Source organism: Eubacterium sp. BL-380-WT-2B (genome assembly GCF_009696115.1).
Lineage (GTDB): Bacteria > Bacillota > Clostridia > Eubacteriales > Eubacteriaceae > Eubacterium > Eubacterium callanderi.
The window spans coordinates 173179-198581 of record NZ_VUMP01000003.1; the positions used below are offsets into that span (position 1 = coordinate 173179).

20 protein-coding genes are annotated in these 25403 nt (G+C 50.9%); 15 read left to right on the forward strand and 5 right to left on the reverse strand.

Annotation, left to right across the window (positions count from 1 at the left end):
- Positions 1-158: 158 nt before the first annotated feature.
- From FYJ53_RS06960 to FYJ53_RS07000, 9 genes are all read left to right on the forward strand, one after another.
- Entirely contained in the window at positions 159-1499 is a 1341-nt protein-coding gene (locus FYJ53_RS06960) for a glucose-6-phosphate isomerase (protein ID WP_154557241.1), read from the forward strand.
- A gap of 134 nt (positions 1500-1633) precedes the next feature.
- A complete protein-coding gene (locus tag FYJ53_RS06965; RefSeq protein ID WP_041689842.1) occupies positions 1634-2986 on the forward strand; it encodes a sodium-dependent transporter in 1353 nt (450 codons plus the stop codon).
- A gap of 152 nt (positions 2987-3138) precedes the next feature.
- A complete protein-coding gene (gene putP, locus FYJ53_RS06970) occupies positions 3139-4614 on the forward strand; it encodes a sodium/proline symporter PutP (RefSeq protein WP_013379818.1) in 1476 nt (491 codons plus the stop codon).
- 148 nt (positions 4615-4762) lie between these two features.
- Entirely contained in the window at positions 4763-5386 is a 624-nt protein-coding gene (locus FYJ53_RS06975) for a MarR family winged helix-turn-helix transcriptional regulator (RefSeq protein ID WP_013379819.1), read from the forward strand.
- A 430-nt stretch (positions 5387-5816) separates the two neighbouring features.
- Positions 5817-6179, forward strand: coding sequence for a VOC family protein (locus FYJ53_RS06980; RefSeq protein ID WP_013379821.1), 363 nt, complete (start codon positions 5817-5819; stop codon positions 6177-6179).
- A 202-nt stretch (positions 6180-6381) separates the two neighbouring features.
- Complete coding sequence (locus FYJ53_RS06985; RefSeq protein WP_013379822.1) at positions 6382-7146, forward strand: DeoR/GlpR family DNA-binding transcription regulator; 765 nt, start codon at positions 6382-6384, stop codon at positions 7144-7146.
- A 13-nt stretch (positions 7147-7159) separates the two neighbouring features.
- A complete protein-coding gene (locus FYJ53_RS06990) occupies positions 7160-8458 on the forward strand; it encodes a four-carbon acid sugar kinase family protein (RefSeq protein WP_013379823.1) in 1299 nt (432 codons plus the stop codon).
- 4 nt (positions 8459-8462) lie between these two features.
- The gene (gene pdxA / locus FYJ53_RS06995; protein WP_013379824.1) at positions 8463-9464 is read left to right on the forward strand and encodes a 4-hydroxythreonine-4-phosphate dehydrogenase PdxA; all 1002 of its coding nucleotides are present in this window, start codon (positions 8463-8465) and stop codon (positions 9462-9464) included.
- Positions 9465-9517: 53 nt separating this feature from the next.
- A complete protein-coding gene (locus FYJ53_RS07000; RefSeq protein ID WP_013379825.1) occupies positions 9518-10180 on the forward strand; it encodes a cyclase family protein in 663 nt (220 codons plus the stop codon).
- A gap of 52 nt (positions 10181-10232) precedes the next feature.
- Here the strand turns inward: FYJ53_RS07000 and FYJ53_RS07005 are convergent, their stop codons facing one another.
- From FYJ53_RS07005 to FYJ53_RS07020, 4 genes are all read right to left on the reverse strand, one after another.
- Positions 10233-11456 (reverse strand): FprA family A-type flavoprotein, encoded by a 1224-nt coding sequence (locus tag FYJ53_RS07005; RefSeq protein ID WP_013379826.1) that lies wholly within the window; start codon positions 11454-11456, stop codon positions 10233-10235.
- Positions 11457-11459: 3 nt separating this feature from the next.
- A complete protein-coding gene (locus FYJ53_RS21720) occupies positions 11460-13382 on the reverse strand; it encodes an acyl-CoA dehydrogenase family protein (RefSeq protein WP_081474191.1) in 1923 nt (640 codons plus the stop codon).
- Positions 13383-13464: 82 nt separating this feature from the next.
- Positions 13465-13869: an Rrf2 family transcriptional regulator gene (locus FYJ53_RS07015; protein ID WP_013379829.1), complete on the reverse strand. Its 405-nt coding sequence runs from the start codon at positions 13867-13869 to the stop codon at positions 13465-13467.
- A 179-nt stretch (positions 13870-14048) separates the two neighbouring features.
- Complete coding sequence (locus tag FYJ53_RS07020) at positions 14049-14570, reverse strand: hypothetical protein (protein ID WP_013379830.1); 522 nt, start codon at positions 14568-14570, stop codon at positions 14049-14051.
- A gap of 220 nt (positions 14571-14790) precedes the next feature.
- Here FYJ53_RS07020 and FYJ53_RS07025 point away from each other — a divergent pair, with 220 nt between their 5' ends.
- From FYJ53_RS07025 to FYJ53_RS07050, 6 genes are all read left to right on the forward strand, one after another.
- Positions 14791-15303, forward strand: coding sequence for an HDIG domain-containing metalloprotein (locus FYJ53_RS07025; protein ID WP_013379831.1), 513 nt, complete (start codon positions 14791-14793; stop codon positions 15301-15303).
- A gap of 45 nt (positions 15304-15348) precedes the next feature.
- A complete protein-coding gene (locus FYJ53_RS07030) occupies positions 15349-16554 on the forward strand; it encodes an isocitrate/isopropylmalate family dehydrogenase (RefSeq protein ID WP_013379832.1) in 1206 nt (401 codons plus the stop codon).
- A 129-nt stretch (positions 16555-16683) separates the two neighbouring features.
- Entirely contained in the window at positions 16684-18171 is a 1488-nt protein-coding gene (gene pap / locus FYJ53_RS07035) for a polyphosphate:AMP phosphotransferase (RefSeq protein WP_013379833.1), read from the forward strand.
- Between the two features lie 282 nt (positions 18172-18453).
- Positions 18454-21990, forward strand: a complete 3537-nt coding sequence (nifJ, locus tag FYJ53_RS07040; protein WP_013379834.1) for a pyruvate:ferredoxin (flavodoxin) oxidoreductase — start codon at positions 18454-18456, stop codon at positions 21988-21990.
- A 146-nt stretch (positions 21991-22136) separates the two neighbouring features.
- Positions 22137-23618 (forward strand): NADP-dependent glyceraldehyde-3-phosphate dehydrogenase, encoded by a 1482-nt coding sequence (locus tag FYJ53_RS07045; protein WP_013379835.1) that lies wholly within the window; start codon positions 22137-22139, stop codon positions 23616-23618.
- A gap of 273 nt (positions 23619-23891) precedes the next feature.
- On the forward strand, positions 23892-24059 hold the full coding sequence (locus tag FYJ53_RS07050; protein WP_013379836.1) for a hypothetical protein: 168 nt from the start codon (positions 23892-23894) through the stop codon (positions 24057-24059).
- A 49-nt stretch (positions 24060-24108) separates the two neighbouring features.
- On the opposite strand, the gene FYJ53_RS07055 is transcribed toward FYJ53_RS07050, so the two are convergent.
- Positions 24109-25305, reverse strand: coding sequence for an aminotransferase class III-fold pyridoxal phosphate-dependent enzyme (locus tag FYJ53_RS07055; RefSeq protein ID WP_013379837.1), 1197 nt, complete (start codon positions 25303-25305; stop codon positions 24109-24111).
- Positions 25306-25403 lie beyond the last annotated feature (98 nt).

The following is a 25403-nucleotide window of genomic DNA, read 5'->3' on the forward strand; positions in this document are numbered from 1 at the left end:
ATAGGCATGTAAAACGATTACTATCTTGTGCTAAAATAAATAATTGTATATTCGGTGATTTTCCTTGATCTTTTCGCCGCTTATATTACAATTATAAGGTAACCGTACAAATAGTGAAAACCAATGTTTAAATTAATTATTTATCAGGAGGATAAAATATGAGTATTCGATTTGATTATTCCTATGCGGGACTGTCTCAGGAAGAATTGGACAACAAGGCGGCACAGATCAGCCTGGCGGACAAAATGTTAAAGGAAAAAACAGGCGCCGGCAGTGATTTTTTAGGCTGGTATGATTACCCGGTGGCTTACGATAAGGAAGAATATGCCCGTATCAAAAAAGCGGCTGAGAAAATCAAGGACTCCTGCGATGCGTTTATCGTCATTGGCATCGGCGGCTCCTACCTGGGCTCTAAAGCGGTTATTACCGCGCTTACCAGTACCTTTTTCAATGAAGAAACAGACCGAAAAGCTCCTAAGATTTATTTCGCCGGTGAAAACATCAGCGGCAAATATATGAAAGACCTCATCGACCTGGTCAAGGATCAGGATATCTGCGTCAATGTTATCTCTAAATCCGGCACCACGACCGAGCCGGCCATCGCTTTCCGTTTCTTTAAGGAAATGCTGGAAAAAAAATACGGGAAGGATGGCACCAAGGACCGTATCTTTGCCACCACAGACAAGGAGCGGGGCGCCCTTAAGTTCCTGGCCGACCAGGAGGGCTATGAAACCTTTGTGATTCCGGACGATGTAGGCGGCCGCTACTCGGTTTACAGCGCTGTCGGCCTGCTGCCCATCGCTGTTGCGGGGATTGATATCGACGCTTTCATGGACGGCGCCAAATCTGGCTACGAGGAATACGGCGTGGATTCTGTCGCCGATAACGCCTGCTACCAGTACACCCTTTACAGAAGCTGCCTGTACAACCGCGGCAAGGCCATTGAGATTTTGGTGGATTACGAGCCGTCTCTGCGCTATTTCTCCGAGTGGTGGAAACAGCTTTACGGCGAAAGCGACGGCAAGGACGGCAAGGGCCTGTTCCCGGCGTCTGTCCATTTCTCAACCGATCTGCACTCTGTGGGGCAGATTATCCAGGACGGCCATAAAAATATTTTTGAAACCATTCTGGCAGTGGACGAGCTGGACGGCGATATGACGGTGGGGCACGAGGAAGCAGATCTGGACGGCCTGAACTACCTCGAAAATCGCACCATGCAGGATGTCAATGAAAAGGCCTTTTTGGGCACGCTGCTGGCCCATGTCGACGGCGATGTGCCAAACGGCGTCATCTACCTGTCCAGGCTGGACGCTTTCCACATCGGCAAGCTGGTCTACTTCTTTGAAAAGGCCTGCGGTCTGGGCGGCTACCTCCTGGGCGTTAATCCCTTTAACCAGCCGGGGGTCGAAGCCTACAAGAAAAACATGTTTGCCCTGCTGCACAAGCCAGGCTACGAGGAGCTGACCGAAGCGCTGGAAAAACGCCTTCCCAACAAATAAAAACACGAACAGAGATCGGCACAAAATTGCGCCGATCTTTTTTTGTGCGGCTGTGGCTGTCCGATGCGAAAACACCATTGGCAGAACGGAAGGATTATGGTAAGATAAAGAAATTGGAAGTTAAAGGAGGAATTATGGAAAAAAACGAGAATCAAAAGCCCGAGAGCAGGCACACCCATCAGAACGGCGGCTTTACCAACAGCCTTGGGTTTGTGCTGGCCTGTGTCGGCTCCGCCGTTGGGCTTGGTAATATCTGGATGTTTCCCTACCGGGTGGGGCAGTACGGCGGCGGCGCATTTTTAGTGCCTTATATTTTATTTATTGTTATATTCGGCCTGGTGGGCCTCTCTGCAGAGTTCGCCATCGGCCGGCGCGCCAAAACTGGAACCCTGGGAGCCTATGAGTATTGCTTCAATAAAATCGGAAAAGGAAAGCTGGGGTACATTCTGGGCTGGATTCCGCTGCTGGGATCTCTTGGGATTGCCATCGGCTATGCCATCATCGTGGGGTGGATCATCCGCGCCCTGGCCGGATCGGTCACCGGCGCCATCCTCAACACAGACGCGGCGGTTTACTTCAGCCAGGCGACAGGCAATTTCGGCAGTGTGCCCTGGCACGTGCTGGTCATTGTCATCGCGGCGGGCATCCTCATGTTCGGGGCCACTAAAGGGATCGAGAAGATCAACAAGATTTTAATGCCGTCTTTCTTTATTCTCTTTGCCATCCTGGCTATCCGCGTGGCCTTTCTTCCGGGTGCGGCCGAGGGCTATAAATTTTTGTTTATGCCGGAGTGGAGTGATCTGCTGAAGGTAGATACCTGGGTCATGGCCATGGGCCAGGCGTTTTTCTCGCTGTCCATTACAGGCTCAGGCATGATCGTCTACGGTACCTACCTGAACAAATCCGAGGATATCCCCAAGGCCTCCATGCGGACGGCCATGTTCGACACCCTGGCGGCCATGCTGGCAGCGCTGGCCATTATGCCCGCTGTTTTTGCCTTTGGCATTGAGCCCAACGCGGGCCCGCCGCTTATCTTTATCACGCTGCCCAACATCTTTAAGCAGATGCCCTTCGGCCAGCTCTTCGCGGCGGTGTTTTTCCTGTCGGTGGCCTTCGCGGGCATTACCAGCCTCATCAATATGTTTGAGGCTGTGAGCGAATCGCTCCAGACCCGTTTCAGGCTGCCGCGCAAGGCCGCGGTTGCCCTGTGCGCGGGGGTGGCGCTGCTCGTCGGTCTTTTCCTTGAGGCAGAGCCGAATGTTGGCTCCTGGATGGATTTCATTACCATTATTGTCGTGCCCTTCGGCGCAGTGCTGGGCGCTGTGTCCATCTACTATATTCTGGGTTACAAGGACATTAAGCAGGAGCTGGAGCTGGGAAGAGAAAAGCCCCTGGGCGCTTATTTCGGCCCGCTCGCCAAGTATGTTTATGTACCGCTGGCAGTGGTTGTATTTATACTCGGCCTGGTTTATGGCGGTATAGGCTGATTCCTTTAAAAGCCGGAGAAAGGCAAGCTTCTCCGGCTTTTATTTTTGAGGACTTATACATAAAAATGAAAGAATATGCAAAATTGCTTTACTTTAATCAAGTTTTCTAATAAAATAAGTACATTAATATTTTTTTAAGGAAGCGAGGAGTTATGAGTACGATATTAAATCCTGAATTTATTATTTTTGTGATCTATCTCATCATGCTGGTTGGCATAGGACTCTATTTCTACAAAAAGACCTCGAGCATTGAGGGGTTCCTTTTGGGAGACCGTGGTCTGGGCAGCTGGGTTACCGCCTTTTCTGCCCAGGCCAGCGACATGAGCGGCTGGCTGCTGATGGGATTGCCGGGCGCCATTTACCTGGGCGGCATGCCAGAGGTATGGATCGGCATTGGTCTGTGTGTGGGGACAATTTTGAACTGGAAGTTCGTGGCCGCGCGCCTGAGAACCTACACAGAAAAAACCGATTCCCTGACCCTGTCCACCTTTTTTGAAAGACGGTTTAAAGACCCGACCGGAGCGATTCGTGTGATTTCTGCACTGATCATTTTAATCTTCTTTACCATTTATTCATCCTCCGGTATGGTGGCCTCCGGCAAGCTGTTCCAGATGATGTTCGGCATTGACTATACCACCGCGGTATTGATCGGCGCGCTGGTTATTGTGGCCTACACCTTCCTTGGCGGTTTCCTGGCTGTGTGCTGGACCGACCTGATCCAGGGGGTTCTGATGATCATTGCCATTGTGGTGGTGCCGATTCTGGCCCTGAGCCACCTCGGCAGCATGCAGCCCACCCTGGACGCCATGGCGGCCCAGGGCCTGAGCATGAACCTGCTGGGCGGGGGAATCTCGGTCATGGCCATTATTTCGGCTGCGTCCTGGGGTCTGGGCTATTTTGGCCAGCCTCATATCCTGGTCCGCTTTATGGGGATCAAGAGCATCAAGGAGCTGCCAAAATCCATGACCATTGCCATTGTCTGGGTTATCATCGCCCTGACAGGCGCGATCTTTGTGGCGCTGTTGTCCATTCCGCTGTTCCCAGGCCTGACAGACGGCGCCCAGGAAACCGTGTTTATGCTCATGATCCGCAAATTCTTCCCACCGTGGATCGGGGGGATTTTCCTGGCGGCGATCATGGCAGCCATTATGTCCACCATTGATTCGCAGCTGCTGGTTTCCTCCTCGGCCCTCACCGAGGACCTGGCCCGCATTTTCTTTAAAAAGGAGCTGACGGAAAAGCAGAGTGTGAATCTGGGACGTCTGTCGGTAATCATCATCGCAGTCATTGCCCTGTTCATGGCGCTGGTACCAAACTCCACGGTTATGGGGCTGGTCTCCTACGCGTGGGGCGGCTTTGGCGCGGCCTTTGGCCCGCTGGTGCTCTTTGGCCTGTATTCTAAGAAAACAAGCTGGAAAGCGGCCCTGTCGGGTATGATTGTCGGGACGCTGACGGTCATTATCTGGAAGCAGACCGGACTTGGCAGCACCCTGTATGAGATCGTGCCAGGATTTTTACTGAATGTGATCACCATCCTGATCGTCAATGCCTTCTCCAAACCGGATGAGACAGCAGAAACAGAATTCGACGAAGTGCTGGAAGAAATGAAAGCCATCAGGGCTGAATAAGAAACACAGAGGACGGCTGGAAAGCAGCCGTCTTTTTTTATGCTTTTAATTTATTTAAGGTACCTGTATAAAATTCTTGACATATATAACAGGTACCTGTATAATAAAAAGCATAAGGTACCTGTTATAAATTAAAGGAGGTCACAAAATGGACGAAAAAGAGATGGAATTATATGAGAAGCTGTCAAGGCTTCAGTGGCTGATACAGCGCAGCCGCCTGAAAGATCATGTTAAAAACGGCCCGGTGGGGGACCCGACACGGGGCCAGGGCAGAGTGCTGGCCATGCTCAGGATACAGCCTGAAATCAGCAGTAAGGACCTGGCCTATCTGCTGGGCATACGGCAGCAGTCCCTGAACGAGCTGCTGAACAAGCTGGAAAAAAAAGGCTACGTGACCCGCGTACCCTCAGAGACAGACCGCAGGGTTATGCTTGTCCGCCTGACCGAGCAGGGAAAGCAGGCCCAGGACCAGAACAGCGAGACAGACGACGCCGGAATTTTTGACTGCCTGTCGCCCGGGGAACAAGACCAGTTTAACGCATACCTGGACCGGATGATCGCAGCCTTTGAGGAAAAGTGTGGCGACAGCATGAATGACGGCACCAGAGAATGGATGCGCGGCGCCTGTGAGCGTATGGGTAAAGAACAGTTCGAGCGGCTCATGAACATGAGGATGGGCGGCCGCTCCTTTGGAAATCACTTTGGGCAGGGCGGCCCGGGCTTTGGACCCTTTGGCGGCTTTGGCAGACCTGGTGATCCAGAGGACGAATGATCCGGCAGCTCCACGAGGCAGCTGTTTTTAAAGCCGAAAAGGAGGGATGTGTATGTTTTCAGCAATAGCCCTGTGTTTTTACGGCGTTTACCTGATCTGTGAAGCCTATAAGGCGGACAGAAGCCAGGTTCAGCAATAATAATCATGATGGAAAAGACAATATGCCCAAGGGGAAGCTCCCAATAAAGCGGTATTGTCACAGCATACGGCATGGCCAGTTTTTGGCGATGCCGTTTTGCTGTTCGCGCTTTGATTTCGGCGTGCTTTCTGACAACAGCGGGGGAAGGGCGGTAACAGAATAGACGGAGGAGGCGGCTTATGGTAGAATGTGGGCAGGAGTCTGCGCTGCGCTGGCCTTCTCTGCCGATGCGTTGGACTGGAGATTGTATGCTTTTGTGATTGAATAAAAAAATGATAGGATGGTGGAAAGATGATAACAGGATACTACTGCACAAATATTTTTTCTGAGCAAGCGAAAGAGCTGATCGCGTTTTATACGCAAATGCTGGAGATCCCCTTTGTTAAGACCGATGATGACAATTCAAATGGGGTTTATCTTGGTTTTATGGAAAACGCGCCCACTCTTTGCATATGGGACTGCAAAAAATGCGGCGTAGAGCCGACCGGGCGTCAATCCTTTGTATTTCAAACAGAAACCCTTGATTTAACAATGGAAAGCCTGAAGAAAAAAGGGGTCTCCCTGTCGGAAGCTGTCCGGTATGATTGGGGAACTTATGAGGTCCGTTTAAAGGATATCGACGGAAACGAGATCGTGATCGCTGAGTTTGTATAAGCGGTGGACGGTCAGCACAAAGCTGATCGTCTGCCTTTTATTTTGCGTTCAGGTGTGTTTGAAAATGCTTAAAAATGATCAAATATGTTCTTTTTGAATTGACAACACCCTGAAAATGCGTTATGATAAACAAAAGAAAGCATAGATAATCATAGTTGAACAGAATGACCGGTTCAAGTGTGACCGGATAATGAGGGAAGCCATGTTTCCAATAGAGAGAAGAGAAAAAATAATCGAAAACCTTGAGAAAAACGGCAGCATCACAGTTGAGGCGCTGGCCCAGAAGCTCGAGGTCACGCCCACGACCATCCGCAGGGATCTGAAATACCTGGAGGATAACGACCGCATTACCCGTACCTTTGGCGGAGCAGTGGTAAAGGAAGGGCTGGTGGAGGAAATCGCGGTTTCCAAAAAAGCCAGCGCTTATCAGGCCGAGAAAAAGCGCATCGCCAGGGAAGCCGAAAAACTGGTGGAGGACGGACAGACCATTGTGCTGGACGCTGGCACCACCAATATGGAGCTGGCTCTGCTGCTGGCCCGCGGTACGAAGCAGATCAGCGTGGTGACCGATGATATCCTCATTGCTGCCAGGCTGCTGGATGCGCCTCTTGTGGACGTCCACTGCACGGGCGGCCATGTCCAGAAGGATGTGGGGGTATGCCTCGGCGGACACGCTGAAGCCTTTTTTGAAGGCATCAACGCAGACATCGCCTTTCTGGGGGCCAGCGCTGTGGATGTGGAAAAAGGCGTGAGCTCACCGTCCATGGAAAAGGCAGCGCTGAAGCAGCAGATTCTGGAATGCGCCAGAGAAAAGGTGCTGCTGTCGGACAGCTCAAAGTTTGGCCGGGTCAGCTTTGCCAAAATCTGCGGAATTGACCGCTTCGACCGGATTATCACCGATGCGGGGCTGGACCCCGAGAGCGAAGCGCAGCTTATGGAAACAGAAATCGAATGGATTAAAGCATAGGAGGAAAGAGCAGATGGCAAGGGCAGTAATCATCGCCGACGATTTGACCGGGGCCAATGTTACCGGGGCCCTCCTCAGAAAAAACGGCTACCGTTTCGCGACCTTTCGGCACGGCGTACCGGTCGGGCCTGAGGTTTTAGCAGACTATGACGCCGTGGCTGTCAGCACAGACAGCCGGGGCATCGGGGCGGGGGCGGCCTATGACAGGGTGAAAAGGACTGCGCAGGCCTTTGTGCTGCCTGAGGGCTGCTTTTATCAAAAACGGATCGACAGCACCCTGCGGGGCAACATCGGCGCCGAGACAGACGGCCTGCTGGATGCCCTTGGCGGTGAAGCCGTCGCTCTTGTCTGCGCGGCCTACCCGGATGTGGATAAGCTGGTGGCCGGAGGCTACCTCTTAATTGAGGGAAACCTGCTGGAGCGTACCGGGGTCAGCAGAGACCCTAAATGCCCGGTGACCCTGTCGTCGGTCCAGGCTATACTGGAAAAACAGACCCGCTACCCGGTCGGCACTGTTGGTATGGATATCGTGTCCAGGGGAGCGGAAGCCATCCGGGGAGAAGCGGAAGCGCTTATCCGGCAGGGCGTGCGGATCATCAGCTTTGACGCGGTGGCGGGGGAGGATATCACCGCCATTGCCCAGGCGGGCACAGCCCTTGGCTGTCCCTTTATAACGGTGGACCCGGGGCCGCTGACGCTGGCCTGCCTGAACGCGGAAAAAAAACAGCGCACCCGCAAGCGCGTGCTCATGGCCATTGGCAGCGTGGTGCCCATTGTCAGACAGCAGGCAGCAGCCTTTGAAGCTTTTTTCAAAACCGAGCTGGTGCAGGCCGATGTGCTGGCCCTGCTGGATGAAAACCGCAGAGACGCCGAAAAACAGCGAATATTCAGAGCTTTGGACGCCTGCGCGCAGCACAGTGACTTTGTGGGTTTTATGACCGCCAGAGCGGAAGAGGATGTGCTGGACCTCAGGGAGACCGCAGCGCGCTTCGGCTGTGATGTCGAAACCCTGTCCGAACGCATCGGGGCAGCCATCGCGGAGCTGGCCGCCGCCTATCTCGAGGCCCACAGCCGCGAGATACAGGCCCTTTACACCAGCGGCGGGGACATTACCCTGGGCGTGTGCGAAGCCCTGGAAAGCGCGGGCATCTGCGTGCTGGATGAGATCGAGCCCTTTACCATGTACGGGGAGCTGATCGGCGGCCCTTACAGCGGCCTGCCCATTGTGACAAAAGGCGGACTGGCCGGAAGGGTGGATACCCTGCGCAGCGCCATGTCCTATTTACAGATAAAATTAGCCGAAAAGGAGTAAGAGAATGAAACCAATCATTGCAATACCTATGGGAGACGCGGCAGGCATCGGACCGGAGATTACCGTCCGGGCCCTGGCCGATAAGATGATACAGGACATTGCCCGCTGTGTGGTCGTGGGCGATAAGGACGTGCTGGAGGACGCCATCCGCGTAAGCGGTGTGGATTTAAAGATCAAATGTATCGAGGAGCCAGCAAACGGCGACTACACACCCGGTGTTCTAAACCTCATCGACCTTGACAACATTGACATGAACACCCTCAAAATCGGAGAAATCCAGGCCATGACCGGACAGGCGGCCTATGAGTATATTAAAAAAGCCACAGAGCTGTGCCTTGAGCGCAAGGCAGACGTACTGACCACCACGGCCATCAACAAGGAATCCCTGAAGCTGGCAGAGGTGCCCTACATCGGGCATACCGAGATCGTAGGCGCCCTGACAGGGACAGAGAATCCGCTGACCATGTTCCAGGTCCGGAACCTGCGCGTGTTTTTCCTCACGCGCCACGTCTCACTGAGAAAGGCCTGTGATTTGGTGACAAAGGACAGCCTGCTCACATTTATCCACGACTGTGTGAAAGCGCTGGAGGTGCTGGGTGTTAAGAACCCGAAAATCGCCGTGGCAGGTTTAAATCCCCACAGCGGTGAGCATGGCCTGTTCGGAACCGAGGAGGTCGACCATGTGATTCCGGCGGTTGAGACAGCCAAAGCCAGGGGCATTGACATTGAAGGCCCCATCGGCGCGGATTCCGTCTTTTACCAGGCCTTAAACGGCCGCTATGACGCGGTGCTCTCCCTGTATCATGATCAAGGGCACATCGCCACCAAGATGGTGGATTTTGAGCGCACCATCTCCATTACCAACGGGATGCCTATCCTGAGAACCTCGGTAGACCACGGCACAGCGCTGGACATTGCGGGCAAGGGCATCGCCAGCCCGGTCAGCATGATTGAGGCTATCCGCCTGGCCGTAGAGTACGCGCCCAATTTCAAGCGCGAGTCCTAAAGTTTGCAGGCAATGTAAGCATTGCAAAAATATATTAAAATACGGGGGTATTTATGATGCAGAAGTTTGAAAAAGTGTTTGACATGTCACAGCCGGTATTTCACAATTGTCCGGGATGGCCCACCTATGAGCTCACAGAGGTGACCTATGAGGCCATTAACCCAAAGGACGGCTTTACGGCAGAAGTCTTTAAGATGAACGCCCATACCGCCACCCACCTGGACGCGCCCTTCCATTTCTTCCCGGAAGGCAAGAAGATTGATGAAATGCCCATTGAGGGCTTCCAGGGCGAAGCGGTAATCATTGACCTCCGGGGCATTGCGCCGGATACAGGCATTACCAGCGAGCACCTGAAACCCTACGCGGACAAGATCAAGGAGGGGGACATTGTCCTCATGAACACAGGTTGGTGCAAGAAGAGAGCCATGACAAAGGAATACTATTACCAATGGCCTTACCTCACTGGCGAAGGCGCAGAATGGCTGCATGAAAAAGGTGTAAAGGGCGTTGGCATCGACGGCCTGAGCATTGGCGGATGGGGACCGGATAAGGGGCCGCAGCCCCATGTGGTTCTGCTCTCAAAGGAAGTATGGCTTCTGGAAGAGATCGACTTTCCCGATGAGGTGATGGCATATGAACGGGTTTACTTCTGCTGTTTCCCGCTCAAGCTCCAGGGCTTTGGCGGCGCACCGGCAAGAGCTGTCGCCATGGTGTAAAAAAGAGATACAAAAAGATCGGCGCAATTTTGCGCCGATCTTTTTATGACTTTTATGCTTCGGGTGATTCCATGGATTCAAGGATCGCATCCACAAGCATGTCAAGCTCTTTTGCTTTTTCAGGATGGAGAGCAGAGGCCATGGACAGGCGGTCATTGATGACGGTCATGTCCTTCAGTTCATTTTCGACAAATTCCTGCATTAAATCGCCGGAGCAGGGAGCCCAGGAGCCATTTTCCACAATGGCGACCGTACGGTTCTGCACGTTCAGGGCCTTCATGTCCATCAGGAAGTTATGCATGGCCGGGTAAATGCCGAGGTTATAAGTCGTCGAGGCGAGAACCAGGTGGCTGTATTTGAAGCTTTCAGAAATGAGCTGGGATACATGCGTCGAGGACACATCATACATGACCACATTGGTCATGCCCTTGTCGCAGAGACGGGCAGCCAGGGCCTGGGCAGCGCTTTCCGTGTTGCCGTACATTGACGCGTAGGCGATCATAACGCCCTTTTCCTCCGGCACATAGCGGCTCCATAAATCGTATTTTTCGATAAAATACATCAGGTCCTCGCGCCAGACCGGCCCGTGAAGCGGGCAGATAAATTTGATCTTGTCAAGAATGCCGGCAGCCTTGCCCAGCAGAAGCTGTACATGGGGGCCGTATTTTCCGACAATATTGGTCAGGTAGCGGCGGGCGTCGTCAAGCCAGTCACGGTCAAAATCCACCTCGTCAGCGAAAAGCTTGCCATCCAGGGCGCCAAAGGTACCAAAGGCGTCAGCAGAGAACAGAGCCCCGTTTGTCACATCAAAGGTGACCATGGCTTCGGGCCAGTGCACCATGGGCGCGAAAACAAAGGTGACCGTGTGCCTGCCGAAGGAGAAGGTATCGCCCTCTTCCACGACTATGCAGTCATGGTCGTCGACGTGAAAGCCAAACTGGCGCATGAACAAAAAGGCTTTTTCATTGCTGATGATCTTAATCCCCGGGTATCGGATCAGGATTTCTTCTATACTGGCCGCGTGGTCGGGCTCAAGATGGTTGATCACAAGGTAATCCAGGGATTCACCCTCCAAAACAAACTCAAGGTTTTCTAAGAGCTGGCGGCAGGCCGACCAGTCGACCGTGTCAAAGAGTACATTTTTTTCATCGCGCAGGACATAAGCGTTGTAGCTGACGCCGCGCGGAATGGGATAGACATTTTCAAACAGGGCCAGGCGGTGGTCGTTGGCCCCAACCCAGATTAAGTCCTCGGTTACATTTCTAACTGCATACATTGATTAGGCCTCCTTTTTGGCGATAATAAATTCAGATTTTTCGGCGCCGCACAGCGGGCAAACCCAGTCTTCCGGAACATTTTCAAACAATGTGCCCGGAGCGATGTCATTTTCCGGATCACCCAGATCGGGAACATATTCATAGCCGCAGCCGCCGCAGATATAGGACGGGCCAGCCGGCGTCGGCTTTGGCGCCTTTGGCCTTTTAATCTTGACCATTTCGGGGGCGGGCTTTTTCTCGCCGGTGCCCAGAGCTTTGGCTAAAACAGGCAGAACCTCGTTCACATCACCTACAATGCCATAGTCACAGTTTTTAAAGATCGGCGCGTTGCCGTTTTGGTTGATGGCGACAATGGTGGAAGCGTCCTTGATCCCCTTGAGATGCTGGATCGCGCCGGAGATACCGCAGGCAATATACAGGTTGCCTGAGAACTTCTGTCCCGACATTCCCACATAGCGGTTAAGGGGCACGTATTTTAAGGTTTCAGCCACTGGCCTGGAGGAGCCAATGGCAGCCCCGGCGGCCTTTGCCAGATCTTCGATGAGCTTCATGTTTTTCTTGTCGCCAATGCCCACACCGGCCGAAACCACACGTTCAGCGTCGACAATAGGGGTGTCGATGGGAATCCCGACAGAGAAATCATAGCCGTCTTTTTCAAGCGCCGCGACCAGGGCGTCAACCTTTGCCTGAATATCACCGTCTTTCAAAATAATGTGCTTGCGAACGCCGGTGATGGGCGCGGGCTTTTTAGGCGCGCTGCCGGAGCCGCCGGCCTTCTTTGGGGGCTTTCCCAGAATATGGGAGGCGATGACAACGCGCTGGATTTCGTTGGTGCCTTCATAGATGGTCGTGATCTTGGCGTCGCGGTACATCCGCTCAACCTCCATGCCCTTCAGGTAGCCGGTGCCGCCGAAAATTTGAAGGGCGTCATTGGTGACCTCCAGAGCGATATCGGAGGCATACTGTTTAGCCATGGCAGATTCCATGCCGTAAGGCTCGTGGTATTCCTTCAGCTCAGCCGCCTGGTAGATGAGCAGTCGGGCAGTGTGCAGCTTGGTGGCCATATCTGCGATTTTAAAGGAAATGGCCTGCTGGAAGCCGATGGGCTTGCCAAACTGAACACGTTCCTTGGCGTAGGCTACCGCTTCCTCAAAAGCGCCCTGGGCGATCCCCAGCGCCTGGGAGGCAATGCCGATCCGGCCGCCGTCCAGGGTTGCCATCGCGATTTTAAAGCCCTGGCCCTCTTCGCCTAAAAGGTTTTCCTTGGGAACCTTCACATCATTGAAAACCAGCTCGGCAGTGGAGGAGGAGCGGATCCCCAGCTTGTCGTAGTGATCCCCGAAGGTGAAGCCTTCCCAGCCCTTCTCAACAATAAAGGCGGAGATGCCGCGGGTTCCGATATCAGGTGTGGTGACCGCGAAAATAACGTAGGTGTCGGCTTTTGGCGCGTTGGTGATGAAAATCTTATTGCCGTTGAGCAGGTAGTGGTCACCCTTGTCAATGGCAGTGGTTTCGGTTCCGCCGGCATCGGAGCCCGCGTTTGGCTCCGTCAGGCCAAAGGCGCCGATTTTTTCACCTTTGCACAGGGGGATTAAATATTTTTGCTTTTGCGCTTCGTTTCCAAAGGCGGCAATGGGCCAGGTCCCAAGTGAGGTATGCGCCGACAGAATAACGCCGGTTCCGCCGTCGACGCGGGAGAGCTCTTCAACGGCAATGGCATAGCTCAAAACGTCCAGGCCCTGTCCGCCGTATTCCTTTTCAAATGGGATACCCATTACGCCCATTGCGCCAAGCTGCCTGATGGCTTCGTCCGGAAACATATTTTCCTTGTCCATCATAAAAGCATGGGGCTTCACTTCTTTTTCAGCAAACTCACGAATTTTTTTGCGCAGGGCTTCATGCTGCTCGGTCGTTTTAAATAACATCATAGATCCTCCTTGAAATATAAATGAATCAATACCATATATTGGATAATTTTTGTCCAATATTGCCGAAAAAACCATGCGGTCACCCGCATTTTAAAATTTCTTCTAAGCTACTGGCCTTCAATCGGTCGTTGAGCTCTTCCTGGATAACCATGAGGTGATTATGAAAACAGCAGCTGCCGTGTTTTTCACACCATTCGCAGCGATAGCCCGATTCCATGCAGGGGGACAGAGAACAGCTTCCATCAATGGCGCACATCAGATCATACAGAGATATGGCGCTGGTTGGCTTATTAAGGCTGCAGCCGCCTTCGCTGCCGCGGGCGATACTCACCAGGCCGGCGCGTTCCAGCTTTTTGATGATTTTGTAGGCAAAGGCCTTTGGTATTTGTTCCTCGTCCGAAAGCTGGCTCACAGAACGGCGCTCGCCGTCGGCCAGAGAACGTACAAGTCTCAATGCATAATCGGTTTCTCTCGTAATCAGCACAAATGTAATCCTTTCAAATTTATAAACTCATTATAGCAATGTGGATAAAAATAGTCAAGTATAAAAAATTGTCATTTTCTTATCTGGATAAAAGGCGCAGCCCCGGGCAGCGTGTCTTTCTGACAGCCTGAAAAAGATCGGCACAATTTTGCGCCGATCTCGGGTTAAGCTTATCTGGGTCAGGCCAGCGGTGCGCAGGGGCAGGCAGTCAGCCTTTCGTCATCCGCTTCAATGGTCTCGCTGACACTGATGGGATTTTCAAAATGCAGGCCGCCGCCGCAGACGTCGGCATAAACGGTGAGCACGACCATGCCGTCGCCCTCGGGATGCCTGGTATCGTCGCAGATACCGCCCATACGGCAGCGATCCGTCACGTTCAGCTTAAAGTTCTCCGGTATAATCACATTGACGCCGCCATTTCTCACCTCAATGTCCAGATCGTATTGCTTTTTGTCGGCTTTCACCTGGGAAAGGTCAACACTCATGCCGCCGCAGAAAACGCCGATCTTCATATCCTGCATGGGCACGTCACCCACGATTTTATTTTTACCGCCGCAGATAACGCACTGGTCCAGAGCGTTTCCGGTCTTATCCATGCTCTCCTCAAAATCATGGCCTTTTTTCAGAACACAGGCGAAAAAGGCTGTGGAGGCGGCAAAGGTAAAGGCCGCGGTGCCGAGTAGTAGGTCCTTGAATTTCATGTTAAATCTCCTTGCATATGATGTTATGATTAATAATAGCACCTTTTTCTTTAAAATAGAATAGGGGCGGAGGATTCTTAACCGATTTAAGCGAAGATGATTATGAAAACGTTGCTGTATACAATTTTTTATCTAAAATTAAAAAAGTGTGGTATAATAAGTGCAAAGCTTTATTCAGACAGAGTAAGCAAAATAACAAAGAATGTGAGATGCAGAACATTTGGAATATATATATAAAAGAAAATACAGTGAAGAATTTTTGGAAATCGTCAGTGACATCATCGATCATCCTAAATTTCAGGAGCTGAGAGACATCGACCACCATGGCAATGGGCTTTACGCGCATTCGGTGGCGGTTGGCTACAACTCATACCTCATTGCCAAAAAGCTGGGCCTTGACTATGTCTCAGTGGCGCGCGGCGCGCTGCTGCACGACTTCTTTTTCCAGGACTGGCGCGATAATGAGAAAGACGGCAGGGGATTTGACCGTATCCGTCAGATGCACGGCTTCAGCCATCCCAAGACAGCGCTTAAAAACGCAAGGAAATATTTTAATATCAACGATAAAGAGGCAGACATGATTGTCAAGCACATGTTCCCGCTCACCATTACCCCGCCCAGGCACCGCGAAAGCTGGGTGGTCACAGCGGTGGATAAGGGTGTTGCCATTAAAGAGATGGTTTGCGAGCATACTCCGCGCAAGCTGTACTACAAGTTAAGATTTCAAGACTAGCCTGGCTTAGTTTTTTAAATAAAATAGAGATTCTGGAGGAAGACATTGGGTTTGAAACATTTAGAAGAGATTGAAAAAGCAAAAGCACATTTTGGTAAAATTCTGGAAGAACAGTTTACGCGTATTGACCGCATGAAAGCCGAAAGCGAATTTGTCGACTATGCGTCTAAAGATCAAATTGTGATCGGGATTGTCGGCGGCGACGGTATCGGACCTTTCATTACCGCGGAGGCCGAAAAGGTCCTGGCGTTTCTGTTAAAGGATGACGTGGAAAAGGAACGCGTTGTCTTTAAGGAAATCGACGGCCTGACCATCGAAAACCGTGCAGCCTGCGGCAAAGCCATTCCAGACGATGTCCTGGCAGAATTAAAGGAATGTGACGTTATCTTAAAAGGACCAACCACCACCCCGAGAGAAGGGGATAAATGGCCGAACATCGAGAGCGCCAACGTGGCCATGCGCCGCGAGCTGGATTTGTTCGCCAATGTGCGTCCGGTCTCAGTTCCCGAAAAGGATATTGACTGGACCTTCTACCGTGAGAACACCGAGGGCGGCTACGCAGTCGGCAGCAAGGGCGTCCATGTCAATGACGACCTGGCCATTGACTTTACCGTCACCACCCAGGAGGGCTCAGAGAGAATCATCCGCGCGGCTTTTGACTACGCGAAAAAATCCGGTAAAAATAAGGTGACAGTGGTCACCAAAGCCAATGTCATCAAAACAACCGACGGCAAGTTTTTAGATACCGCCAAGGCCATCGCGAAGGAATACCCGGAAGTGGAAATGGACGACTGGTATATTGACATCATGACCGCCAAGCTGGTCGATGAAAAACGCCGTTCCCAGTTCAAGGTGATGGTACTGCCCAACCTTTACGGCGATATCCTGACCGATGAGGCGGCTGAGTTCCAGGGCGGTGTTGGCACTGCGGGCTCTGCAAACATCGGCAAGCGCTACGCCATGTTTGAAGCCATCCACGGCTCAGCGCCGAGAATGGTCGACGAGGGACGCGGCCAGTACGCAGATCCCTGCAGCATTATCCGCGCTGCCGGCATGCTGCTCGAACACATCGGCTATATGGACGAAGCCAGAAAGCTCCAGATGGCTCTGGACATCTGCGGCAATTTTGAAAAGAAGCTGGAAATTACCGGCCGGGATACCGGCGCCACCGGCGCGGAATATGCCGAATACCTGATGAAGACCCTTTCTCAGGATAATCTGGAAGAAGTATTTAACAGCTATCAAAAATAAATCAGCATTTGAGAAAAGACTTGTTTCGACAAACAAGTCTTTTTTAGTCGGTTTTTATATAAAATTTTAGATTGACCGTATATAATAGAAGCGATCGTGCAATAAAATCCCGATGAAGGAGCGATGCGTATGCTGGAAAAATTAAATCTTGATGTTGAAGTTGAAAAAGCGGTTTACAAGGAAGAAAAAGATGCCCTCTCCATTAAGCTGGGCGCCCTGCAGCGCCGGATAAAGGAGCTGGGAATACCCGTACTGATTATTTTTGAAGGCTGGGACGCTGCGGGCAAGGGGACGCTGATCAACGACCTGATGATCCCGCTGGACCCCAGAAGCTTTGTGGTATACAATGCCATCAAGCCCAACGATGACGAAATCAACCGGCCCCTGCTGTGGCGCTACTGGACCAAAACACCAGAAAAGGGACGGATGGTCCTGTTTGACCGCAGCTATTACAGCGATCTTGTTCACCGGCCAAAGCTGGACAAGGGTGAACTGAAGCTGCTTCTGCACCAGGCCAATGATTTTGAGAAGGTTCTGGCACAAAACGGGACAGTCATCATTAAGTTTTTTATCCATATCAGCCAGAAGGAGCAGAAAAAGCGCTTTGAAAAGCTGGAGGAAAATCCATCCACCAGCTGGCGCGTGACCGGGGAGGACTGGCGTGAAAATAAAAACTACGATAAGCTTTATAAAAAGCTTAATCACGCGCTGGAGGCCACCGATACCGACTGCGGCCCATGGACCCTGGTGGAGGGCCATCATAAGGACTACGCCTGTCTGAAAATTTACAACACCCTTGCGTTCCGGCTGGAAAAGGAAATCGAGAAAGTGGAAAACGCCGAAAAGCCAGTGCTACAGCCCCTTATCTCAGCAGAGGACGACCCATACCGCACCCCGGTGCTGGAATCTGTGGACATGGACAAGTGCATGGACCGGGAGACTTACAGGGAAGAACTGAAAAAATGCCAGAAAAAGCTGCGGGATCTCGAGTATCAGATTTACAGCCGCCGTATCCCCGTCATTATCGGCTTTGAGGGCTGGGACGCCGGAGGCAAGGGCGGGGCCATCAAACGCCTTTGCGAAAACCTGGACCCCAGGGGCTACCGTGTTTATCCCACTGCCGCGCCCACCAGCGAGGAGCTGGCCCATAACTGGTTATGGCGTTTCTGGAAAACGGTGCCCAAGCGCGGGCATTTCAGCATCTACGACCGCACCTGGTACGGCCGGGTGATGGTTGAGCCCATCGAGGGCTTCTGCACTGCCGACGATTACCGCCGGGCATTCCGGGAGATCAACGATTTTGAAAAACAGCTGACCGATTTTGGGGCAGTGGCGCTGAAATTCTGGATGAACATCAGCAAGGACGAACAGGAGAAGCGCTTCAAGGAGAGGGAAAACGATCCGGACAAGCAGTGGAAGATCACCGATGAGGACTGGCGCAACCGCGAAAAATGGGACGCCTATGTGGTGGCTGTGGACCGGATGCTATTAAAAACCTCGACCGAAAACGCGCCATGGATCGTGGTGGAGGGCAATGACAAATACTACGCCCGCATCAAGGTGCTGAAAACCGTCATCGAGGCCATCGAGAAGAAAATAGCAGAGCTGGATGCCTGAAAAATGGAAAGAAGCGCTGTTTTAAGCGCGAAGTGAAAAGAATGGCGCTGAAAACCTGTTCAAAACGGCGAAGAGGCGTCAAAATTTGTCCAAAAAATACCCGAAATCAAAATTTTACCTGTCAAATTTTTAACAGAGATTTCTGTACGGAAAACAGGACAAAAAATTATCCGAAAAGGTGTGTATACACCCTAATTGAATTGTGTTATAATCGTTAAAGGTAAAAATTTGTTATACACAATTAATACATTTTTAAATGCTTAATTTCTAAGGAGGAATATCATGTCCAAAACAATGATGACAATGGATGGGAACCAGGCTGCTGCTCACGTGGCATACGCCTTTACTGAAGTAGCTGGCATTTTCCCAATCACCCCGTCTTCCCCAATGGCTGAACACGTTGACGCCTGGTCTGCACAGGGAAGAAAAAACATTTTTGGAGAAACCGTCAAAGTATCTGAAATGCAGTCTGAAGGGGGCGCCGCTGGTACAGTCCACGGTTCTTTGGCTGCCGGTGCTTTAACAACAACCTTTACAGCTTCTCAGGGTCTTTTATTAATGATCCCGAATATGTATAAAATCGCCGGTGAATTATTACCAGGCGTATTCCATGTATCTGCCCGTACACTGGCTGCTCACGCTTTATCAATCTTCGGCGACCACGGCGATGTTATGGCCTGCCGCCAGACTGGTTTCGCTATGCTGGCCACCGGTTCTGTACAGGAAGTCATGGATTTAGGCGGCGTTGCGCATTTAGCTGCCATCAAATCAAGAATTCCGTTCTTACACTTCTTCGACGGCTTCAGAACCTCTCATGAAGTTCAGAAGGTTGAAGTTATGGATTATGAAGCTTACAAGAAAATGGTTGACTGGGATGCGATTCAGGCATTCAGAGACCACGCTTTAAATCCGGAACACCCTGTAACAAGAGGTACCGCCCAGAATGGCGATGTCTTCTTCCAGGCACGTGAAGCCTGCAATAAATTCTACGACGCTGTTCCAGACATCGTTGCAGAATACATGGACAAAGTCTCCGCAGAAACCGGCAGAGAATACCACCCGTTCAACTACTACGGCGATCCGGATGCTGAAAACATCATTGTTGCAATGGGTTCAGTTACAGACTGTATTGAAGAAACCATTGACTACCTGGCTGCGCAGGGCGAAAAGGTTGGTGTGCTGAAAGTACACCTGTTCAGACCTTTCTCTGAAAAATACTTCTTTGAAGCATTACCAAAAAATGTTAAACGTATCTGTGTCTTAGACAGAACAAAAGAACCTGGCGCTCTCGGCGATCCTTTATACCAGGATGTCTGCACCATTTTCTACGGCAAGGAAAACGCGCCTCTGATTATTGCGGGCCGTTACGGCTTAAGCTCCAAGGATACCACTCCTGGCCAGATCAAGGCTGTTTATGACAACCTGAAATTAGATACACCGAAAGATAAATTCACCATCGGTATCGTCGATGATGTTACCTTCACCAGCCTGGAAGTAACAGATAATATCCACACTGTTCCAGAAGGAACCAAGGGCTGTAAATTCTGGGGTCTGGGTTCTGACGGTACCGTCGGCGCCAACAAAAACTCCATCAAAATCATCGGTGACCACACCGACTTATACGCTCAGGGTTATTTTGACTATGACTCCAAGAAATCCGGCGGTATCACCGTTTCTCACTTAAGATTCGGTAAACAGCCGATCAAGTCACCATACCTGATCGTTAACTCTGACTTTATTTCCTGCTCTACACAGGCTTATGTACACCAGTATGACCTGTTAAACGGGCTGAAAAAAGGCGGCACATTCTTACTGAACACCGTTTGGTCTGTCGATGAGCTGGGCGAACGCTTACCAGCAAGCATGAAACGCTACATGGCTGAAAATGATACACAGTTCTATATCATCAACGCAACCAAGGTTGCAGAAGAAATCGGTCTTGGCCGCAGAACCAACACCATCATGCAGGCAGCCTTCTTCAAACTGGCCGACATCATTCCAATTGATGACGCGGTTAAGTTCATGAAGGAAGGGATCATGAAATCCTACGGTAAGAAGGGTGACAAGATCGTCAATATGAACTATGAAGCTGTTGACGCTGGTATCAACCCGGATATCTTAACCAAGGTAGAAATTCCTGCTGACTGGGCAAATGCACAGGACGAAGCAGTAGAAGCCAAAGATGAACCAAAATTCGTTAAGGAAATCCTGCGCCCGGTTAACCGCTTTGAAGGCAACAGCATTCCAGTTTCCGCTTTCGTCGACAATGAAGATGGTACTTACATGGCTGGTTCTTCCGCTTATGAAAAACGTGGTATCGCTGTAAATGTACCGCAGTGGATTCCGGAAAACTGTATCCAGTGTAACCAGTGTTCCTTCGTATGCCCGCACGCTGCGATCCGCCCAGTATTAATGGACGAAGCTGAAAAAGCGGCTGCTCCGGAAGGCTTTGACAGCATCAAAGCGAACGGTAAACAGTTCGATGGCTTACAGTACAGAATCCAGGTGAGTGTATTAGACTGTACAGGCTGCGGCAACTGTGCTGACGCATGTCCGGCTAAGACAAAAGCTCTGGAAATGAAACCTCTTGAAACTCAGGAAAATCAGGTTGCTAACTGGGAATATGCCACAACTGTTCCAGTTAAAGACGACCGCATGAATAAATACACCGTTAAGGGCAGCCAGTTCTGCCAGCCGTTGCTTGAATTCTCCGGCGCTTGTGCTGGTTGTGGTGAAACACCATACATCAAGGCTGTTACCCAGTTATACGGTGACCGCATGATGATCGCCAACGCTACCGGCTGTTCTTCAATCTGGGGCGCTTCCACACCATCCACACCATACTGCAAGAACGCTAAGGGTCAGGGTCCTGCATGGGCAAACTCCCTGTTCGAAGACAATGCAGAATATGGCTTCGGTATGTTACAGGCCAGCAACAAGATCAGAGAAACCCTTGCGAACTACTTAGCAGCAATCGCGGAAACTGCACCTGAAGCAGTTAAAGCAGCCGCAAACAAGTGGATTGAAAATAAAGATGACGCAGAAGGTTCTAAAGAAGCATCTGCCGAATTAAAAACCGCTCTGGAAGGCTACTCTGTAGACGACCAGGTACTGGCAGATAAACTGAAATTCGTTAAGGACAACGCAGATCACTATGTCAAGAAATCCGTATGGGTATTCGGTGGTGACGGCTGGGCTTACGATATCGGATACGGCGGTTTAGACCATGTATTAGCCTCCAAGGAAGACATCAATGTATTCGTTCTGGATACAGAAGTTTACTCCAACACTGGCGGTCAGGCTTCTAAATCTACTCCGACCGGTGCCGTTGCACAGTTCGCAGCATCCGGCGAAAGAATCAAGAAAAAAGACCTTGGTATGATGGCAGCTACCTACGGCTACGTATATGTTGCCCAGGTTGCCATGGGTGCTGACAAGAACCAGTACATGAAGGTATTACAGGAAGCGGAAGCTTATCCGGGTCCATCCCTGATCATTGCTTACGCGCCATGTATCAACCACGGTATCAAGGGCGGTATGGGCCGTACCCAGTCTCATGAAGCAGATGCTGTTGCATGCGGCTACTGGCACTTATACCGTTACAACCCAATGCTGAAAGCCGAAGGCAAGAACCCATTCACACTGGATTCTAAAGAACCAGACTTCAGTAAATTCCAGGATTTCATCAACAGCGAAGTTCGTTACACCTCATTACGTTTAAGCTTCCCAGAAGTTGCTGATCAGTTATATGAAAAAGCACAGGAAGAAGCTGAAGAACGCTATGCAGGCTACAAACGCATGGCTGCGCAGGAATTCTAATCTAAGCTAAAAGTACAAAGCTCCCGGGCTCCATATGGAATCCGGGGGCTTTTTTATGGTTATTGCCGGTGCAGATAAAGTTTTGCGTTTGTCTATTCTCCAAAAGGGTATCTTATAGAGAGAAATACCGAAAGGAGAGAGCAAGCATGTTTTTTGACAGAATTTTTGATATAAATGATAAGAAAGAACGCGTTTATAAGCGCTACCTGAATGGAGAATGGATAGACGGAAATGATGAGGGGCAGACCCTTGCCATTAAATCGCCCATTGACGGTTCTCTGGTGGGCCGGATACCGGCTATGAGCAGAGAAGAGGTGGATGAGGCCATTGCCAGCACAAAGGACAGCCTTCAGGCATGGGCCGAAATGCCCATCTATGAACGGGCTGAAATTTTCTATGCCGCCGCGGATCTTTTTGAAAAGCATCTGGACGAGATGGCAGAGGTTCTGGTGCAGGAGGTCGCAAAGGATCTGGCCTCAGCCCGCTCCGAGATCGAGCGCACCGCGGACTTTTTAAGATATACCGCCGACGTGGGAAAGAGCATGGCCGGCGAAGCCATCAGTGGCGATAATTTTCCAGGCGGCACCCGCAACAAAATCTCCTATGTGACCAGGGTTCCCCTGGGCACGGTTCTGGCCATCTCACCCTTTAACTATCCGGTTAACCTGGCCATGTCAAAAATCGCACCGGCACTCATCGGCGGCAATACCGTGATTTTAAAGCCCGCAACCCAGGGAGCCATCAGCTCACTGCATTTGGTGGAAATTCTCAACCGGGCTGGCCTGCCAACCGGCGTGCTGAATACCGTAACCGGCCGGGGAAGTGAAATCGGCGATTATGTGGTCACACACAAGGGGATTAACTTTATCAACTTTACAGGAAGCACCGAGGTGGGACGCCATATCTCAAAAATATCCGAGATGGTGCCATTGCTTCTGGAACTGGGCGGCAAGGATGCCGCTGTGGTTTTGCCCGACGCAGACCTGGATTTTGCGGCCAATAATATTGTGTCCGGTGCCTTTTCCTACTCAGGACAGCGCTGCACCGCAGTAAAGCGGATTCTCGTACAGGAGGAAGTGGCAGACGCCCTGGCTGAAAAGCTGAAAGCCCGTGTCGAAAAGCTGAACGTTGGTGATCCCTGGAAGAACGCTGCGGTGGTTCCGCTTATTGACGATAAGTCAGCGGATTTTGTCCAGGGGTTGGTGGATGACGCACTGAACAAGGGGGCGGAACTCCTGACAGGGAATAAACGCGAGAAAAACCTGTTTTATCCAACGCTTTTAGACCATGTGACCAAAGATATGGAAATCGCATGGGAAGAGCCCTTTGGCCCTGTTTTGCCCATTATTCGGATAAAGAGCGTGGAGGAAGCCATCGAGATCGCCAACGCCTCAGAATACGGCCTTCAGTCCTCTGTTTTTACCAATAATATCAATCAGGCCTTCTATATTGCCAACCACCTGGAGGTGGGGACCGTACAGATTAATAATAAAACCGAGCGTGGCCCCGACCATTTCCCGTTTTTAGGTGTAAAAGCCTCAGGAATGGGTACCCAGGGAGTAAAATATTCCATCGAAGCCATGACCCGGCCAAAGGCCATGGTAGTCAATATCCAGAAGATTGATTAAGGAATAAACAAAAAAATATCATTTAGTATTGAAATTTTACCCGGATTTTGCTATAATAGCCTCAAGCAAAGCATACCAACGGAAGAATGCCCCAGGCAGACTGCTCCACCGCAACTGTGAAAGTCAGATACGTGTTTTGCCAGTTTCGCGTGGAAGCATCAAAGAGGCAAATTTTGAAGAACCTCCACCGAAAACAGGTGGAGGTTCTTTTTTTAGCCCTCCGGCGGGCCGGAGCCGGACTGTGAAAATATGAGATGATAGCAGGAGGTAAACATGGATTTTTACAAGGTAGTGACGGCCAATGACCGCAAATCATTTGAAAAGCAGTTGAATGAAGCCCATGAGGAGGGCTACCATATCAATAAGGACGGCATACAGGTTAACACCAACGGGGTGGGCCTGAACCTGATCTATACGGCAGTCATGTGCCGGAAGTCCTGAGCGGGGGTAAAATGAAGCGAGCCCGGCACAGTTTTGTGCCGGGCTCTGATTATGCGGGCTGGTTGAAAAAGCGTTTGAAGTTTTCAACAATCTCATCAATGTTTTTTTCAGTGAGGATGAGCGGCGGGTAGATCATCACAAACTGCGGAACCGCCGCAAATTTTTTTACGAGAATCCCCTTTTCCTTCATAAACTGCACAAAGCTGTCTGCGACCGCTTCCTTTTTAAAATCAATGAACAAAATCAGTCCTTTCCCCTTAATGCTGAATTTTCGGCCGCAGTTGGCCTCAAGGGCCCGCAGCTTACCCTGGAACCGGGTGCCCAGCGCCTGGATTTTTTTAGACAGGTTTGAGGATTCCATAAAGCTGAGGACAACCTTCAGCATGATATAGTTGGGCACGTCCTCCAGAACAACCCGGGATTCCTGAATGGCGAAAAGCTTGTTGATCCGCTTTGTCATGGATACAAAGTGGACGGTGCGGTGGTTGTACAGGCTGCCGTTGTAGATAAGGACATCGGGCTGGATGTCATAGAGCTTATAGGAAAAAATCGGCCCGGTCCGGTAAAAACCGGCTGTGGAATCATCCCAGATAATGGGAATGTTAAACTTGGCAAGCAGGTCCAAGATCGGCTCCAGCAGGTCTTTTTTCGCGATGGAGGCGTCACTTGTGACAATGGGGTTGATGATACAGCCCGCCAAAGCGCTCCGGTGTTTTTTGAGAATGAGTTTGATGGTTTTGAGCTCAGGAAACACCGTGTTTTTGATGCCGTCAATATTGACCTTTGGATCATCGGCGATGAGCTCCTCGAATGAATAAATCTGGTCGGCAAATTCCTCAGGGAAAACACCTGGAAGCTTTTCAAGGCAGAGAAATTCCGTCTTGCCGCGCTTGGAGGACAGAGCCTTGAGCAAGCGTGGGTAGGAGTTTTCAGAGTTGAAATAGGTTACAGCCAGCTTTTTAGGCAAATGCGGCTTGAGCTGCGCGTCCAGGTCACCAAGGAGCGCCTCCAGATCCACAGGCTTATTTTCCCTTTGATAATCCTTAACCATGGCGTTGATATCCCGGTTAATGGTGGGGTTATTATAACCGCAGCTCCAGAGCAGACTGTCTGTATAAAAGCTGAGGTACATATTTTCATCGGTGTCGGTCAGAGTTTGAAGGCTTCCCTTGGAAATATCAACAATCCCGTCGAAGGAATCCGTCAATTCCTCATTAAACATTTTTTTGGTTTCGTTTTTACTCATGTTTACCTCCCTCTAAATAGAACTAACCTTATTTTCCCTTAAAACTAAGAAAATGACAAGTGATTTTAATAAATTCCGGGATAACCTGAAATAAAAAA

Bases quoted from the DNA above. Each gene is read 5' to 3' on its own strand.
- FYJ53_RS21720 (WP_081474191.1), bottom strand. From the start codon at position 13,382: ATGTTATTTAAAACGACCGAGCAGCATGAAGCCCTGCGCAAAAAAATT.
- FYJ53_RS06990 (WP_013379823.1), top strand. From the start codon at position 7,160: ATGGCAAGGGCAGTAATCATCGCCGACGATTTGACCGGGGCCAATGTT.
- FYJ53_RS06975 (WP_013379819.1), top strand. From the start codon at position 4,763: ATGGACGAAAAAGAGATGGAATTATATGAGAAGCTGTCAAGGCTTCAG.
- pdxA (WP_013379824.1), top strand. From the start codon at position 8,463: ATGAAACCAATCATTGCAATACCTATGGGAGACGCGGCAGGCATCGGA.
- FYJ53_RS07005 (WP_013379826.1), bottom strand. From the start codon at position 11,456: ATGTATGCAGTTAGAAATGTAACCGAGGACTTAATCTGGGTTGGGGCC.
- FYJ53_RS06980 (WP_013379821.1), top strand. From the start codon at position 5,817: ATGATAACAGGATACTACTGCACAAATATTTTTTCTGAGCAAGCGAAA.
- FYJ53_RS06960 (WP_154557241.1), top strand. From the start codon at position 159: ATGAGTATTCGATTTGATTATTCCTATGCGGGACTGTCTCAGGAAGAA.
- FYJ53_RS07055 (WP_013379837.1), bottom strand. From the start codon at position 25,305: ATGAGTAAAAACGAAACCAAAAAAATGTTTAATGAGGAATTGACGGAT.
- FYJ53_RS06985 (WP_013379822.1), top strand. From the start codon at position 6,382: ATGTTTCCAATAGAGAGAAGAGAAAAAATAATCGAAAACCTTGAGAAA.
- putP (WP_013379818.1), top strand. From the start codon at position 3,139: ATGAGTACGATATTAAATCCTGAATTTATTATTTTTGTGATCTATCTC.
- FYJ53_RS07000 (WP_013379825.1), top strand. From the start codon at position 9,518: ATGATGCAGAAGTTTGAAAAAGTGTTTGACATGTCACAGCCGGTATTT.
- FYJ53_RS06965 (WP_041689842.1), top strand. From the start codon at position 1,634: ATGGAAAAAAACGAGAATCAAAAGCCCGAGAGCAGGCACACCCATCAG.
- pap (WP_013379833.1), top strand. From the start codon at position 16,684: ATGCTGGAAAAATTAAATCTTGATGTTGAAGTTGAAAAAGCGGTTTAC.
- FYJ53_RS07045 (WP_013379835.1), top strand. From the start codon at position 22,137: ATGTTTTTTGACAGAATTTTTGATATAAATGATAAGAAAGAACGCGTT.
- nifJ (WP_013379834.1), top strand. From the start codon at position 18,454: ATGTCCAAAACAATGATGACAATGGATGGGAACCAGGCTGCTGCTCAC.
- FYJ53_RS07020 (WP_013379830.1), bottom strand. From the start codon at position 14,570: ATGAAATTCAAGGACCTACTACTCGGCACCGCGGCCTTTACCTTTGCC.
- FYJ53_RS07050 (WP_013379836.1), top strand. From the start codon at position 23,892: ATGGATTTTTACAAGGTAGTGACGGCCAATGACCGCAAATCATTTGAA.